Source organism: Pseudomonas brassicacearum (genome assembly GCF_003732225.1).
Lineage (GTDB): Bacteria > Pseudomonadota > Gammaproteobacteria > Pseudomonadales > Pseudomonadaceae > Aquipseudomonas > Aquipseudomonas brassicacearum_E.
Genome location: NZ_MOBJ01000014.1, coordinates 391,680 through 407,427, shown reverse-complemented (window position 1 = coordinate 407,427; position 15,748 = coordinate 391,680). Strand labels below are relative to the sequence as shown.

15 protein-coding genes and 4 pseudogenes are annotated in these 15,748 nt (G+C 52.3%); 10 read left to right on the top strand and 9 right to left on the bottom strand.

Features of this window, described 5'->3' with window-relative positions:
* From BK659_RS21710 to wecB, 6 genes and pseudogenes are all read right to left on the bottom strand, one after another.
* Positions 1-305: pseudogene (locus BK659_RS21710) on the bottom strand (polysaccharide biosynthesis protein); the annotation flags it as partial.
* A 151-nt stretch (positions 306-456) separates the two neighbouring features.
* Complete coding sequence (locus BK659_RS21705; RefSeq protein ID WP_123426973.1) at positions 457-1,641, bottom strand: DegT/DnrJ/EryC1/StrS family aminotransferase; 1,185 nt, start codon at positions 1,639-1,641, stop codon at positions 457-459.
* A 93-nt stretch (positions 1,642-1,734) separates the two neighbouring features.
* Positions 1,735-2,361 (bottom strand): acetyltransferase, encoded by a 627-nt coding sequence (locus BK659_RS21700; protein ID WP_123426972.1) that lies wholly within the window; start codon positions 2,359-2,361, stop codon positions 1,735-1,737.
* Positions 2,358-2,954, bottom strand: coding sequence for a sugar transferase (locus BK659_RS21695; RefSeq protein ID WP_123426971.1), 597 nt, complete (start codon positions 2,952-2,954; stop codon positions 2,358-2,360). The genes BK659_RS21700 and BK659_RS21695 overlap by 4 nt, the downstream gene beginning before the upstream one ends.
* Positions 2,955-3,011: 57 nt before the next feature.
* Positions 3,012-4,238 carry a glycosyltransferase family 4 protein gene (locus tag BK659_RS21690; RefSeq protein WP_123426970.1) on the bottom strand — a complete coding sequence of 409 codons (1,227 nt, stop codon included), beginning with the start codon at positions 4,236-4,238 and terminating at the stop codon, positions 3,012-3,014.
* A 5-nt stretch (positions 4,239-4,243) separates the two neighbouring features.
* On the bottom strand, positions 4,244-5,374 hold the full coding sequence (gene wecB / locus BK659_RS21685; RefSeq protein ID WP_123426969.1) for a non-hydrolyzing UDP-N-acetylglucosamine 2-epimerase: 1,131 nt from the start codon (positions 5,372-5,374) through the stop codon (positions 4,244-4,246).
* A 381-nt stretch (positions 5,375-5,755) separates the two neighbouring features.
* On the opposite strand from wecB, the pseudogene BK659_RS21680 reads away from it, so the two are divergent.
* The 10 genes and pseudogenes from BK659_RS21680 to BK659_RS21630 form a co-directional block, all read left to right on the top strand.
* Positions 5,756-6,551 (top strand): annotated as a pseudogene (locus tag BK659_RS21680) (IS5 family transposase); the annotation flags it as partial.
* Between the two features lie 99 nt (positions 6,552-6,650).
* On the top strand, positions 6,651-6,845 hold the full coding sequence (locus BK659_RS21670; protein ID WP_123426968.1) for a transposase: 195 nt from the start codon (positions 6,651-6,653) through the stop codon (positions 6,843-6,845).
* 94 nt (positions 6,846-6,939) lie between these two features.
* On the top strand, positions 6,940-7,188 hold the full coding sequence (gene tnpB / locus BK659_RS28365) for an IS66 family insertion sequence element accessory protein TnpB (RefSeq protein ID WP_404942543.1): 249 nt from the start codon (positions 6,940-6,942) through the stop codon (positions 7,186-7,188).
* Positions 7,185-7,532: pseudogene (locus BK659_RS21660) on the top strand (transposase domain-containing protein); the annotation flags it as partial. The gene tnpB (BK659_RS28365) and the pseudogene BK659_RS21660, both read left to right, overlap by 4 nt.
* Before the next feature lie 596 nt (positions 7,533-8,128).
* Positions 8,129-9,613, top strand: coding sequence for a group II intron reverse transcriptase/maturase (gene ltrA, locus BK659_RS21655; RefSeq protein ID WP_259740292.1), 1,485 nt, complete (start codon positions 8,129-8,131; stop codon positions 9,611-9,613).
* 15 nt (positions 9,614-9,628) lie between these two features.
* Positions 9,629-9,790, top strand: coding sequence for an HNH endonuclease (locus BK659_RS28460; RefSeq protein ID WP_259740295.1), 162 nt, complete (start codon positions 9,629-9,631; stop codon positions 9,788-9,790).
* A 104-nt stretch (positions 9,791-9,894) separates the two neighbouring features.
* Positions 9,895-10,104: pseudogene (locus BK659_RS21650) on the top strand (transposase domain-containing protein); the annotation flags it as partial.
* 43 nt (positions 10,105-10,147) lie between these two features.
* Positions 10,148-11,185 carry an IS66 family insertion sequence element accessory protein TnpB gene (gene tnpB / locus BK659_RS28095; RefSeq protein ID WP_259740291.1) on the top strand — a complete coding sequence of 346 codons (1,038 nt, stop codon included), beginning with the start codon at positions 10,148-10,150 and terminating at the stop codon, positions 11,183-11,185.
* Positions 11,186-11,203: 18 nt separating this feature from the next.
* Complete coding sequence (gene tnpC, locus BK659_RS21635; RefSeq protein WP_123426967.1) at positions 11,204-12,739, top strand: IS66 family transposase; 1,536 nt, start codon at positions 11,204-11,206, stop codon at positions 12,737-12,739.
* A complete protein-coding gene (locus tag BK659_RS21630) occupies positions 12,723-13,037 on the top strand; it encodes a hypothetical protein (protein ID WP_123426966.1) in 315 nt (104 codons plus the stop codon). Before tnpC ends, BK659_RS21630 begins: the two co-directional genes overlap by 17 nt.
* A gap of 113 nt (positions 13,038-13,150) precedes the next feature.
* Here BK659_RS21630 and BK659_RS21625 read toward each other — a convergent pair whose 3' ends face one another.
* From BK659_RS21625 to BK659_RS21615, 3 genes are all read right to left on the bottom strand, one after another.
* Positions 13,151-13,279, bottom strand: a complete 129-nt coding sequence (locus BK659_RS21625; RefSeq protein WP_259740290.1) for a hypothetical protein — start codon at positions 13,277-13,279, stop codon at positions 13,151-13,153.
* 253 nt (positions 13,280-13,532) lie between these two features.
* Entirely contained in the window at positions 13,533-14,651 is a 1,119-nt protein-coding gene (gene wbjC, locus BK659_RS21620; protein WP_123426965.1) for a UDP-2-acetamido-2,6-beta-L-arabino-hexul-4-ose reductase, read from the bottom strand.
* Positions 14,652-14,654: 3 nt separating this feature from the next.
* Positions 14,655-15,695, bottom strand: coding sequence for a polysaccharide biosynthesis protein (locus BK659_RS21615; RefSeq protein WP_123426964.1), 1,041 nt, complete (start codon positions 15,693-15,695; stop codon positions 14,655-14,657).
* Between the last annotated feature and the right edge of the window lie 53 nt (positions 15,696-15,748).

Genomic DNA, 15,748 nt, shown 5'->3' with positions numbered 1-15,748 from the left:
ACCACCCCGAGAATCAGCGCCGAAAGGCTGACCGCCTTGATAATCGCAATCAGCGCATCATTGCCGAAGTAGCGCAGCACTGCTCGGTACATGCCGAAACGAATGAATAGAGGAACGGAAATTACGGGGGTCGCCAAAAAAAGCCATAGATGATCTGCAAGGGGATTGACCACCTCGTCAAGACCCAGGCGCACGACAAACGCCAACCACAGCGCGCCCCAAACCAACATGACGTCCGCAAGAATCTGAATCAGCCTTTTATGACGGCGCGGCAGCCCCAACAATAAGGTTCGCAACTTATCCATAAACCCTTCGAACACTTCACAGCTCCTGCACTCAAAATCGCCAACTTCACTGCAGCAAACAGAACATCTGACTAATGACATACATTCCGGGCAAATTGACCGCCAGGAATGTACGCCAAGTAGACTTTTGGCCGCAGGATGCCCCGTCAGATCAAGCGTGTGCTTGATATGCCAATTGCATTACTTCGCCAAGAACCGTGCAGGTCTTGTCCATTTCTGACGGTGTCAGCGTCGGATGCACAAGGAACATCAAGCTTGTTTCCCCGAGTTCCTGTGCCACGGAGAAGCGAACGTCGGGTCTCCAACCGGTATCGTCAAAGGCCTTCTCAAGGTAGACCTCGGAGCAAGAACCGGAGTAGCACGGAACACCACGGGCAGTAATTTCCGAAATAATGCGATCACGATTCCATTCAGCTTTCAGCTGCTGAGGCTCAACAAAGACATAACACTTGTAGGCCGCGTGAGTGCAGTATTCCGGAATGACTGGAACACGCAGCCCGCCCAGTTGGCGAGCACATGACCAAATGCGTTCCGCATGCTCAAGCCGACTTGCTTGCCACTGGGGCATTCGACGCAATTGGATACGCCCAATGACGGCCTGCACTTCCAGCATTCGCCAGTTAGTACCAAAACTTTCATGCAACCAGCGAAAGCCCGGCGCATGTTCGCGCTCATAGATCGCCTCCCAGCTCTTGCCATGGTCTTTGATAGACCACATTTTCAACCAGAGATCTCGGTCATTCGTGGTGACCATGCCACCTTCGCCGCCGGTGGTCATGATCTTGTCCTGGCAGAACGACCAAGCCCCCACATGGCCAATGGAGCCTACCGGGCGTCCTTTATAGAGCGCTCCATGTGCTTGAGCACAATCTTCAATAACCTTCAGATCGCGCTCAGCCGCCAGCGACATAATCGGGTCCATGTCGCAGGGCCATCCTGCGAGATGCACGCAAATCAATGCACGAGTACGCTCAGTCAGCACCGCACGGATGGTCTCGGCAGTGAAGTTCTGGGAGTCTGGGTCAACTTCGGCAAATACGGGAATAGCACCTGCGTTGACAATGCTGGACACAGAGGCCAGGAATGTACGCGGAGTAACAATGACCTCATCTCCAGCGCCAATTCCCAGCGCCTGCAATGCGAGGTCCAGAGCGACCGTTCCGTTGGCAAGGGCGATTGCGTGCTTTGTATCTGCCCAGACAGCAAATTCCTTTTCAAACTCCCGACACTCTTGTCCCGTCCAATAGTTGACTTTATTGGAGAGAATCACATCGCGAACTGCATCAGCCTCATCAACAGTGAAAGAGGGCCAAGGAGAAAATGGTGTATTCAACACAGCCAGTACCCATAGATTAAAAATAAAGGATCTTGCAAAGCATCCATTCAAATACGCCGTATCAAGCTCAACGATCGCCCTATACGACGCAGGTCAAGTCCTGAAAATCACCTTTGCCGGAACACCAAGCACCGTAACCGAATCTTCTACATCGCTTACCGCAACGGCCCCCGCACCAACGGTTACTCCTGCACCTATCCGAATCAATTGCCTGACACTTGCGCCGATGCCAATCCAGCTCAGATTGCCGACCTGAACACCGCCCGCCAGTCTAGCACCGGGGCTGACATGGACGCACTCACCCAAAACACAATCGTGATCGACGCTGCACCCGGTGTTCAGGATCGCCCCCTGACCTATCACCGCGTCAACATTCACCACCACACCCGCAAAGACTACCGACCCAAGGCCAACAGTTGCTCTTCGACTGACAGTGGCCGCCGGATGAACCAACGAAACCAGGGGAGCCCCCATCCGCGCAAGCTCATCAAGCTTGGCTTTGCGAATTGAATTGTGCCCTATCGCAACGACCACACCATCATAGTTCGAGAGCTGTTCTATCAACAACGAAGTGTCTCCAACGACACTCCAACTGCCGTTCGTTGTCTGCCCAGGCCAGCCGTCCGCAAAGAAATCTACACACTCCCATCCACAGCATTCGGCGGTATCGGCGACCACCTTACCGTGCCCACCCGCCCCGAGAATGGCCAACCTTTTCATGGTTTGTTACCAGTGAATTTCGACATAGTGACCTCCCCGTCAGCGCTGATCCCTTCGCGAACTACAACCTTTTTGAGGGTTAATAGAATGATTTTTATATCCAGCTTTAGAGACTGATTATCAACGTACCAGACATCCAGATTGAATTTTTCATTCCAACTCAATGCATTACGCCCATTGATTTGCGCCCATCCAGTCACTCCTGGGCGTGCCTCATGGCGTCTAAATTGCTCCGGACTGTAAAGGGGAAGATATTCCATCAACAGTGGCCGCGGCCCTACAAGACTCATCTCTCCCTTCAGAACATTCCACAACTCAGGCAGCTCATCCAAACTACTGGAGCGCAAAAAAGCCCCAAATGGCGTCATACGCTCAGCATCTGGAAGAGGTTCGCCTTTTGCGTCATAAGCGTCCTTCATCGTGCGAAATTTAACCATCTCAAAAGGTTTGCCGTTGAGACCCGGCCTAACTTGGCGAAACAAAACGGGTCCACCGAGCTTGCGGCGAATTTGAAATGCCACAATCAAAATAGCGGGAGACAACAACAGCAGGCCAAAAAAAGAAGCCAGAATATCAAAAAGCCGTTTCAACATTTTATGTTCCTAAATTGCATATCAAGGCGAGTTTCAATTTCGACCTGAAACATAATGTTATTTGCGTTTTGAAAGGCGCTTGAAAATATCGGCAAATCGTCGCACACCTTCGCTTAGCGAGAGATTATCACGATAATAAACCCGACCCTTTTCAGCTATCTCATTTCGACTCTGATCGCCAGTCAGATGCAGAGTTTGGACAGCAGCAGCCAGCGACTCTGGATTTTCCGACTCAGCGACGAGTCCGCAGCCACTCAGCCGTACCAAGTCGGCTGCATCCCCATCGACTGCCATTAATAACGGTTTACCAACAGCCATATATGCCTGTGTTTTAGAAGGGATGGTCACCGTAAACAAGGGATCTTTTTTCAGATGAACCAGCAACGCGTCGGCATTCGCAAGATAGCTGCCCACATCACTCATAGGGACGGGAGGTAAAAACACAACATTACGCAGACCACTCGCTTCAGCCTTCTGCTTCAAGCGCTCAACTTCAACTCCTCCACCCAAAAAGATGAATACCAATTCGATATTCCGCTCTTGAAGAAGATTGGCTGCGTCGAGCACTGAGTCCAGCGCTTGAGCCTTCCCCATATTCCCGGCAAACAAAACGCGAAAACTTGAGGCGTTTGGAAAGTTGCTTGGCAACTTATTATCAGAGGACACCAAAAGATCCTCTGCGCACCAGTTATAAATAATCTCAATTTTGTTTTCCGGTACGCCACGCTCAACCAGCAGGCGCTTGAAACCGGGTGAAAGCACTACAAGTTGATCGACGTTTCTATAGACGTAATCACAGACCTTTGATACCAGATTTAGCGCCCTTTCATTAGCGAACATACCTGTTGCTCGCAACGTGTCAGGCCATAGATCCTGAATATCATAAACAACCGGTACGCGCCGAAAGAAACGAATAATCGTCGCTACAATACCTACAGTCAAAGGAGGGTGATAAGCATATATCACATCAGCACGTTTACTGAAGAACAACCCATAGAAAAGGCTTGTTGCTGCAAAACTGATATAATTGATTATGCGCCCAACCCCGCTCTGACCGTGGCTTGGGTAAAGAGGCAGCCGCGTTACGCTTACGCCGTCGATCAACTCGCGCTGAATCAGTCGCATTTTAAAGCCAGGATAAATCTTGCCACCGGGATAGTTGGGAAATCCCGTAATCACCTCGACTTCAAATCCTTGCCTAACAAGCTCCCGCGCAAAAACCAGACCTTTGAAAGTCGGTTCAGGATCAAACCATTGGGTAATCAATAACACACGAACTGTCATATTACTTAGAACCTTTTCCAAACAACGCGCATAACATAATCACGATAGCTATGAATGATCCTGACTACCTTCTCCGCAACGTTTGGCATGCTGTAATCCTGAACCAATCGCAGAGTCCTTTCCTCTCCACGACTTTGCGTTTCCAAGAGTTGCAAACCTTGCATCACTCGTCCAACCTCAAGTCCGACCATCATGACAGCAGCCTCTTCCATTCCTTCTGGACGTTCGTGTGCTTCCCGAATATTCAACGCAGGGAAATTGAGAATCGAGGACTCTTCATTGATCGTGCCGCTGTCGGAAAGAACCGCCTTGGATTCAAGCTGAAGCTTATTATAGTCTTTGAAACCCAGTGGCTTGAGCAAGCGCACATTCTCGTGAAACTGCACACCCATTACATCCACACGCTTCTGCGTCCGAGGGTGTGTAGAAACAATAACTGGCAGCCCATAATTCTCGGCCGTTGTATTTAGAACATCTACCAATTTTAGGAAATTTTTATCGGAATCGATATTTTCTTCGCGGTGCGCGCTGACGACAAAGAACTTACCTGGCTCAAGGCCCAACCGTTCGAGAACATCAGAAGCCTCAATACCCTCACGATAATAGTTGAGGACTTCAAACATAGGGCTTCCGGTTTTGATCACCATGTCTGGTGACAAACCTTCACGCAGCAGATAATCCCGAGCAATAGTGCTATAGGTCAGATTAATGTCCGCGGTGTGATCGACAATTCGACGATTGATCTCTTCCGGCACTCGCATATCGAAACAACGATTACCAGCCTCCATATGGAAGGTCGGAATCTTGCGACGCTTGGCAGGAATAACCGCCATGCAACTATTGGTGTCGCCGAGCACCAGTAAGGCCTCTGGCTGAACCTCCGCCAGTACACGATCTACGCTAATGATCACGTTACCGATGGTTTCTGCACCCGTAGCACCGGCCGCGTTCAGGAAGTGGTCAGGCTTGCGAATACCTAGATCCTGAAAGAAAATTTCGTTCAGTTCGTAGTCGTAATTTTGCCCGGTATGAACAAGTACATGATCACAATACTGATCCAGAGCAGCCATTACGCGCGACAGACGAATAATTTCCGGGCGGGTTCCCACCACGGTCACGACTTTTAGTTTTTTCATTTTTTAAGCGTCACATTTCAAAAAGTGATAGACAAACAATCAGTAATACTCGCCTGCTGCTCCAAACAAACCGAAGCGACTACTCGATCGTCGCCAAGCTGCTGTCGGCTTTGGCGCAGCGCGCAGAGCCTGCTTATCGCTGCCGAGCAAGCGACGAATGTCGCGGTACATAATGACACATTGAGTCGTTTTTTTTGCGCCTCAGTTCAGCCAGTGTCTGCTTTTTCGCTCCCGGAGGCTTGCCAGCATCCATGACAACAGGTGCGGCGCTAGGGGGGTGTAGGCAAAATAAACTAAACTTATCACTCCTTCTGCCTGGATAGCCTTGAAGTCATGCCTTGAACCGGACGCCCACCCGCGATTGTCGCAGAGCAGTACCCAATGCTAGTCAACCTTGCACAAGCCCATCCCTTCTCCAGTCATGCTGAATTAGCGGATGCATTCCACGCTGAAACGGGTATCACCGCTCATCCCGACACGTTTGCAAAAGCCTTGAAGCTGGCGGGGATTACACGCACAAAGCAGCGCGCCAAGGGCAGTCTTATGTCACCCGAACCTCGCAAGTCCTATGGCTACAACGAAACGTACCGACGCCAGTTGCCAGAGCAACGATATCCCAGTTGCTTGACTGATGCTGAATAGGCACTGGTCGCCGATCTGTTTGAAAACCAGGGCGGTCGTGGTGTACCACCGCGTCATTCTCGACGGACGCTGCTCGAAGCCTGCAGCCATGTAGTACGTACTGGGTGCTCATGGTGCATGCAACCTCGCGTAGGCTCCTCACTGGGAAAATGCCTACAAGACCTTTCGCCGGTGGAGTACGCAGGGCAAATTTGAGCAGATGCATGATCGCTTGCGCGTACAATGGCGGGACAGGGAAGATCGCGATGACGCCCCGTCAGCGGCTATCTTGGATTCCCAATCGACTTGCAGTTTCCCTCAAGGCGAGGACAGTGGCTTCAACACTGGCAAGAAAATAAAGGGGCGCAAGCGAAGTCTGATAGTCGATACGCTGGGCCTGCTTCTGGCCGTGAGTATCAGCGCAGCAAGTGTGCAGGATCGCGACGCAGCGGATGACGCAGTGGCTTACTCGAAAGAAAAATACCCTTCATTGAATACGCTCTTCGTCGATAGTGCATATGCGGGAAAATGGGCTCAACGCATGCATCAAACGTATCCGTCCGGCCAAGTCATCTCCCCAGCCCCGCAAAGCCAAGACATGGTGTGCACTTAAATTTAAGTGGGCACCAGTTCTAGCCTTTTAAGCGGGCATTTTATGCAGCCACAACGCCGTTCCTACTCCAAGTCCTTCAAGGCCCAGGTGATTCAAGAGTGCGCCCAGCCCGGCGCTTCGATTGCCAGTATCGCACTCAGCCATAGCCTCAATGCAAACCTCGTCCACAAATGGATTCGGGTGCACGCGCAGAAAAACACGACGCTGCAACCTGCAATTATTCCGTTACCCATATAACTGGCCGGAGCCAACTCGCGAGCTGCATCATCGAATATCTGCATTGAGATCCAGCACTCGCGCGACACTGTCAAAGTGAACTGGCCAATTGAAAGTGCTGGTGCATGACGGCTTCGGGATCTGGCTGGCGGCTCGCCGGTTGAACCAAGGTAAGTTCCGCTGGCCAAGCATTCGCCATGGCTCTGAAATAGAGTTGGATGCCGCGCAACTCCAGGCCTTGGTGTTTGGGCCTGCCATGGCAGCGCGCGGGTTCCGGCGGCGCGATCACACTGCTTTAAGGGTTGCCATTAGCCCATCGGTCTATCGCCGCGAACTGCCTGCTCTGGCAAGATCGACACCATGACTCTTCCCAATTTTGACCACCTGAATCCTGAACAACTGCGCGCGCTCGCGGCGCAGCTGATACAGCGTGTCGAGACGCTCGACCAGCAAGTCGAGACCATGGGCAAGAAGATCAACCGCGACCAAACGGTGATCGAGAAACTGACCCACGAGATCGCGCAGCTCAAGCGATTCAAGTTTGCCAAGCGCAGCGAGCAGATGAATCCTGAACACGCCAGCTTGCTCAATGACCTGATCGACACCGATATCGCGTGGATCTGCGATGACTGCGAAACGCTGATCCAGGCACCGGTTCCGGCGCAGATCATCGACAAGGGCATCCCGACTGCCTGGCTACTTGCCCATTGATAATAACTGGTGCGAGGTACGACACGAAGTCGCTTAAAGAAGTTGTTCCCACTTGGAGGGAACCACCCGTGTCACCGGGTGAATCTAGAAGGCTGAATCAAGAGCGCCTTTGACAATGTGACGAGGCACCGCAAGGTGCGGGGTACTAATCGTGAGAGACGTACTCTTCTGGCAGCCATGGCCGGACAAGGGCTAGATAGTCGGTACGGTGAACACATGTGAATCTGCGCAAAGATCGTTAAGTTGAACGAGCGGAAATGGCTTATACGCTCGAACCAAAAGGTAACGGAGGTGGGAGCAGCGTTTTTTGCACGCGCGTTCGTGACCCACATGCCTCCCGGTCGATAGCAGGCACCTAACCCGACGTACTTCTGTAAGTGGAACGTGGAAATCCCGTATCGCTCCCGTCAGGGAAAGCCGTTTGCAAAAACTGCCCATGGCGGTGCGGGCGAAGGAACGAGGAAAAAGCGAACGCCATCCTGTAACGGGCTGGATAGAGGTTGAAACATCACTTCACGCGAAAGCGGGCAGACGTCCTCATGGTCTCTCTTCACAAGAGAGTAGGTAGAACCCTTTCAACGGAAGGAGAGCAAATGAACGCAGCAGCATTGGCGTGTGCACCTTTCGGCACGTCGTGGGACGGCATCAACTGGGCCGACGCTCAACGTCGAGTAAGAGGGCTGCAAGCGCGTATTGTGAAGGCTGTACAAGACGGCAGGCATAACAAGGCGAAGGCCCTGCAATGGCTGCTGACTCACTCGTTTAGCGGCAAAGCATCGGCCGTGAAACGTGTGTCTGAAAACAAAGGCAAAAATACCCCCGGTGTGGACAAGGTCACGTGGAATACACCTGGGGTCAAGATCAGTGCGATAACGTCATTGAAGCGGCGAGGCAACTCGCCGCTTCCGCTTCGGAGAGTGCTTATTCCGAAGAAAAACGGCAAGACGAGACCTCTCGGAATCCCCGCCATGAAATTCCGGGCCATGCAGGCGCTCCATCTGCTGGCTCTGGAACCGATAGCGGAGACCACCGCCGATCCGAACTCTTATGGGTTCAGGCCGGAACGCTCAACTGCGGATGCCGCCGCACAGTGCTTTGGTGTGCTGTCACGAAAAGCAAACGCGGAGTGGGTTTTAGAGGGCGACATCCAAGGCTGTTTTGACAATATCAGCCATGACTGGTTGATCGCCAACATCCCCATGGATAAGGTGATTTTGCAGAAATGGCTCAAGGCCGGTTATGTCTACCAGAATCAGCTATTCCCCAGCCACGCCGGAACCCCGCAGGGAGGCATCATATCCCCGGTGTTGGCGAACATGACGCTGGATGGGTTGGAGGCGATGCTGGCGAAGAGGTTTCCCAATGCAAAGTGGACAGCCCGAAAAATGCAGATGGTGCGTTATGCAGATGATTTCATCATCACTGGCTGTTCGAAAGAATGGCTGGAGAATGAAGTCAGGCCCGCTGTGGTTGAGTTCCTGGCAGAGCGTGGACTTGTCCTCTCTCCGGAAAAAACCAAAATAACGCACATAGGGGACGGGTTCGACTTCCTCGGATGGAACTTGCGTAAGTACAACGGCAAGCTCCTGATCAAGCCATCGAAAGCGAACATCAGGGCTCACCTCGCCAAGCTCCGGGAAGTGATCAAGACCAACAAGACGATCAAACAGGTCAATTTGATAGGGTTGCTCAACCCGATTTTACGGGGATGGGCGAACTACCATAGCCACGTGGTCGCCAAAAAAGTCTTCAATCAGGTAGATAGCGAAGTCTGGACAATGCTCTGGCGCTGGGCGGTGAGACGGCATCCGCGCAAAGGAACACGGTGGGTCAAGGACAGGTATTTCAAAGTCCGAGGATCGCGCCGGTGGGTGTTCCTCAGCGTTGAAAAATACGCAGACGGTAAGGCAAGGGAATACACATTACTGAAGGAATCGGACACGCCGATAGTGCGGCACATCAAGATCAAGGCTGCTGCTAACCCGCATGACCCCAATTGGGATGAGTATTTCGAATTCCGCTGGGGCAAGAAAATGCTCAAATCAACGAAGGGACGAGCGAAGCTATATCACGTCTGACGACAGCAAGGCGGCCTGTGTTCTGTTTGTCATAAGCCCGTTACCAAAGATACGCCGTGGCATAGTCGCCATATCGTAAAGTTGGCTGACGGCGGAACGGACGCCGCAGTCAATCTTGAGATCTACCATCTGCGTTGCCCCAGAGATCAGCAGTACGCCAATGTCAAAGAGGTATAGCCGGGTACTTAATAGTGCCTTTTCAGAGGCTTGAGCCGTGTGCTGGGAAACTCGCATGCACGGTTCTTAGGGGGTTGGACGCGGGTAACCGCGTCTGACTACCCGACAGCCAGATCCGACCATCGGCTCTTGGACGCAAGAACTGGCTCTTCGCAAGGTCGCTACGGAGCGGAAAACGGGCGGCGGCGATCATGGGTTTGATCCAGTCGGCGCGGCTCAACGGGCATGATCCTTATGCTTATCTGAAAGACCTTCTCACGCGCCTGCCGACGCAGCGGGCGAGTGAAATCGATCAGTTGCTGCCGCATAAGTGGCACCGGTTTAATCACGCTGGCCGTCATTGTTATGGAGTTACCGATGTTCAAATCCCCAATGCTACCAGTCGACCGAGATGGGTTTCGCAGCCGCATTCACTCGGGTGTGATGGAATTACCAGTGCATTACATGAGAGGTGGCACTTCGACAGGTGTAGTGATTTGGGAGCCTTTGTTGCCACGTGACAAGTTGTTGCGAGCAGAGCTGTTGCACCACCTCATGGGAGTCCCTCTTGCAGGACATCAGCCCGGGAATCGTCAGATAACCGGGCTCGGAAGGGGGCCTGCCACCAGCAACAAAGTGTTTTTGGCACGGGTTGAGGACACTCCGACTGGACGCCAGATCGTCAGTACGCTCGCCCAGTTGGCCAGTGATCATAGCGATATAGACTGGAGCGTGAATTGCGGCAATATGTCTTCTGCTCTGCTGCTATGGGCTATTGACACTGGGCTGATCGAGGCGCCTGCAGCTGGAAGCTTTGAGGCCGAAATAAAGAACACCAACACAGGCGTCCTCACTGTTGCGCGGATGTCGCGCGATGCCTTTGGCCGATTTGTGAACGCCGAGATTCCAGGTGTTCCAGGCGCGTTTCCCCGCGTTGATTTGTTTCTTCAATCTCCTGTGGGCAACAAGACCGTAAGCGATCCATCACCGACACATTCAAAGTCGCCAATTGAAGCCCGATGCTGTGCTCCCGATCTTTTTCAGGAGCCAGCCACCATGATGCGTCCCGACGCCAAAGTTGAAAAAGCCTACCTCTACCCCAAGCCGGTGGATTTCCGAAAATCCATCGACGGCCTCGCCGCCCTGGTCGAACTGGATATCAAGGTCGCGGTGTTCGACCCCGTGCTTTTTGTTTTCCTCAATAAGACGCGCACGCGGGTCAAGATTTTGTACTGGGAGCGCAACGGTTTTTGTCTATGGCTCAAGCGCCTGGAGTCAGAGCGGTTCAAAACATCGCCCGATGCGAGTGATGAAGCCATTGTCCTGACGGTTCAGGAGCTGAACTGGTTACTCGACGGTTTTGATCTGTGGCGCAACCGCCCGCATCAGGTTTTGACGCCGCGATTTGTCGCATAGTTGGGTATAATCCGGGCCATGATTGCCATGCCCGATAACCTCCCCGATGATCCGGTTCTGCTCAAGCAAGTGCTTGTGCAAATATTCAGTGAGCGTCAGCTGGACAAAGACCAGATTGTTGACCTGAAAGAACAGATCAAGCTATGGCGTCAACGTTTTTTCGGGCGCAAATCAGAACAAACCGTCGATCCGCAGACGCCGCAGCTCGCGCTCTTTAATGAACCCGAAAGCCTCGCGGTGCCGGTCTCCGATGAGTCTGACGAAGAAGTCGTTGCCCCCACTCAACGCCGAGGCAAACGCAAACCTCTGTCAGCCGATCTACCGCGCATCGAAGTCATTCACGAACTGCCCGAACATGAACTGACCTGCGCGTGCGGCTGCCGCAAACACACCATCGGTGAAGAAACCAGCGAACAGCTGGAGATCGTGCCGATGCAAATCCGGGTGATCAAACACATCCGCAAGGTCTACGGCTGCCGCGGATGTGAAGCGGCGCCGGTCACTGCCGACAAACCGGCACAACTGATCGAAAAGAGCATGGCCAGCCCCAGCGTCCTGGCGATGCTGCTGACCACCAAGTACGTCGACGGTCTGCCACTGCACCGCTTCGAAAAAGTCCTCGGTCATCATGGCGTCGATATCCCGCGTCAAACCTTGGCGCGTTGGGTGATCCAGTGCAGTGAGCACTTTCAGCCGTTGTTGAATCTGATGCGTGATCGATTGCTGGAAAGTCCGGTGATCCACTGCGATGAAACGCGGGTGCAGGTTCTGAAGGAGCCGGATCGAGACCCGACCAGCCAGTCCTGGATGTGGGTCCAGGCCAGTGGCCCGCCTGAGCGGCCGGTTATCCTGTTTGACTACACCACCAGCCGCGCGCAGGAGGTGCCATTGCGTTTGCTCGCCGATTATCGCGGCTACCTGATGACCGACGATTACGCCGGTTATAACGCCGTGGGCGCGCAGCCGGGTGTCGAGCGTTTGGCCTGCATGGCTCATGTAAGACGCAAGTTTGTCGACGCGCAGAAAGTGCAGCCCAAGGGCAAGACGGGCCGTGCCGATGTCGCGCTGACGATGATTAACAAGTTGTACGGCATCGAGCGCGACCTCAAGGAGGTCAGCGATGAACAGCGCTTTGCTGTTTGTCAGGAACAGAGCCTGCCGGTGCTTGCCGAGTTAAAAAGCTGGCTGGAGAAAACCCAGCCGCAGGTGGCCTCGCAAAGTGCCTTGGGCAAAGCGGTCTATTATCTGGTCAGCAATTGGAGCCGTCTTGAGCGTTACGTGGAAGCCGGTTTTTTACCGATCGATAACAACAAGGCAGAGCGCGCAATAAAACCGTTTGTCATCGGTCGCAAGGCGTGGCTGTTCAGCGACACGCCCAAAGGCGCCACCACCAGTGCGCAGATCTACAGCTTGGTCGAAACCGCAAAAGCTAACGGCCAAGAGCCCTATACGTGGCTGCGCCACGTACTGGAGCGACTGCCGCAGGCGCAGTCGGTTGAGGACTATGAAGCGCTACTCCCCTGGAACTGGAGGCATCATGAGTATCAATATTGATCATCTGAGTGTCGATGAATTAGTGACGTTGAATCACCACATCATCGAACGCCTGAAGATGCTGGAGTCGTTGGACGCTCACAAATCGATGATGCAGTTCCCTCCGGGTGCACGGGTAAGCTTCGACTCACCACATAGTGGACGCCTGTCCGGTACCGTCATGAAGTTCAACCGCAAGACCGTGACAGTGGTAACCGATAACGGACAACGTTGGAATATCTCGCCGCACTTGCTGTCGCCGATCAAAGACGTACAGGTCGGAACCGTGGTGGATATCAGGCCACAGAAGACAAAGTAATACCGCATAGAATGGCCTACGCTCCACCCTGTCTTGATGCCACCCCCCGCGTTTTGTGGATATCACGCCTGCGCGCGCCGCCTGTTTTCGAATAGGTGGGGTTCATGGAGCGCTTACCTTACGAACACCGCGACCTTGATATCCAGTTCGACCAGGGCGGCGAGGCTGTCGAGGGATTTTCGGAAATCCACCGGCTTGGGGTAGAGGTAGGCTTTTTCAACTTTGGCGTCGGGACGCATCATGGTGGCTGGCTCCTGAAAAAGATCGGGAGCACAGCATCAGGCTTCAAAAAGAGTTTTTGAATGTGGGGCTCATGGAGTGCTTACGAAAGCCCTCCCGAAAAGTAAGGAAAGTATTAATATCTGACATAAGTACGCCGATTTGTTAGATGCGTTTGATCGCACAAACATCACCAATCAAATCGGCGTTCTCGCTTCTGTGCTTTCCGGGACTCCGTAAAGAACTTTTTTATTGCAATGCTCATTCCTAATGAGGTCAGGCTTGGGTGCCCACAGCCATGGTGTAAGTATCCGGAAGCTCACGATCAAAGATTTCGTTCGCCCAAAGCATGACGATCATTTCGTCTTCACCAACGTTGGTGATGTCATGGCTCCAACCTGGTACCGTCTCTACGATTTCCGGCAACTCACCGACTGTGAACAACTCATAGAAGTCACCCGACACTATGTGGCGGAATCGGAAACAGGCTTTGCCTTTGATAACCAGAAATTTTTCAGTTTTCGTATGATGGTAATGACCGCCTCGAGTGATACCGGGATGCGCTGTAAAATACGAAAACTGGCCTGAATCCTTGGTCTTGAGCATCTCAACGAAAACACCGCGAGCATCTCCGTATTTCGGAACTTCGTAAGTAAACTCTTCAGGCGGTAGGTAGCTGAGATAGGTAGAGTACAGTGCGCGTACAAGACCAGTGCCGACGCGCTCTGTAATCATTGACTGCCGACTTTCTTTGAATGCATGCAGTTGCGCCGAAAGCTCACCTACCGTAGTAGAAAAATGTGGCTCAACTACAACGAACGGATTGCCAGATTGCTTTCCGTCCATAACCGCAACAAAACTTTTTATGACATCATCGATATAAACCAGCGAAATACTGGCATCAGGGTCATTTATACTGATGGGCAAACCACGCGCAATATTATGGCAAAACGTCGCTACGGCCGAATTGTAATTAGGCCGGGCCCATTTCCCAAACACATTAGGTAATCGGTATAAATGTACGTCAACACCCTGTTGAGTCGAAAGATTCAAGAGCACATCTTCGGCATCGCGCTTACTGGTGCCGTAAGCGTTGTCCAGTTCCGCCTGTATAGAAGACGTATAAAGTAAAGGGATATTACGACCACTGGCAGCGACTGCGTCGCACAGCGCCTGCGTCAAATTGGTGTTACCCGAAATGAACTCTTCGACATTTTGAGGACGATTGACACCGGCCAAGTGGAAAATAAAGTCCACGTTGGATACAAGCGAATGCAGACTGGCAATATCCTCTTCACGGCAGAATCGCAGCAACTCAATGTCTTTGCGCTCCTGCAAGTGAGCAACAAGGTTTTTACCGAGAAATCCATTGGCACCGGTGATCAATACTTTCATGCCTTATTCCTCAGGTGTCGCGTGTTCGCCACGCTGAATCGCACGCATAAAATCAAGTTTGAGCAGCAACTTTTGCATTCCCTCAACGTCCAGGCGCTCAGTGTTATGCGAGTTATAGTCCTCCATCGTGGAGATCTTTTCTTCGCCCTGCTCAACAAATTTACTGTAATTCAAATCACGAAGATCTGGCGGCACACGGAAGTAGTCTCCCATATCTTCTGCACAGGCCATTTCTTCTCGACTCAAGAGCGCCTCATACAGCTTCTCGCCATGGCGAGTCCCGATGATCTGGATCGGGTGCTCCGGCTGCCCCAACATCGATGTCAGCGCGCGGGCAAGGGTTTCTACCGTTGCTGCAGGTGCCTTCTGGACAAAAAGATCACCGTTGTTGCCATGTTCAAAGGCGTACAGAACCAAATCGACAGCATCCGCCAGCGTCATCATGAAGCGAGTCATGTTCGGATCAGTAATGGACAGCGACTTTCCTTCACGTATCTGCTCAATGAACAGAGGGATGACAGACCCCCTGGAAGCCATTACGTTTCCATAACGGGTACCGCAAATCACCGTCTTCTGTTCATCGACGTTTCGGGATTTGGCGACCATGACTTTTTCCATCATGGCCTTGGAAATGCCCATGGCATTGATTGGATAGACGGCCTTGTCTGTACTTAAGCAGACCACACGCTTCACACCATTGTTTATAGCGGCTTCAAGTACATTGTCCGTGCCGATCACGTTGGTCTTGACGGCCTCCATCGGATGGAACTCGCAAGATGGAACTTGCTTGAGCGCAGCGGCATGAAATATGTAGTCCACACCACGGGTAGCAGTTAAAACACTTTGATAGTCTCTTACATCACCGATATAGAACTTAAGCTTAGAGTTGGCATAGCGCTTGCGCATGTCATCTTGCTTTTTTTCATCTCGGCTGAAAATGCGAATCTCTGCAATATCACTGCTAAGAAAACGCTTGAGAACGGCATTCCCGAAGGAACCGGTGCCACCACTGATAAGCAATACCTTGTTAGAGAAATTTTCCACGCTAAACCTTCCCAAAAAATATGCGGAATTATACCATACCCATTCTGAAGTTT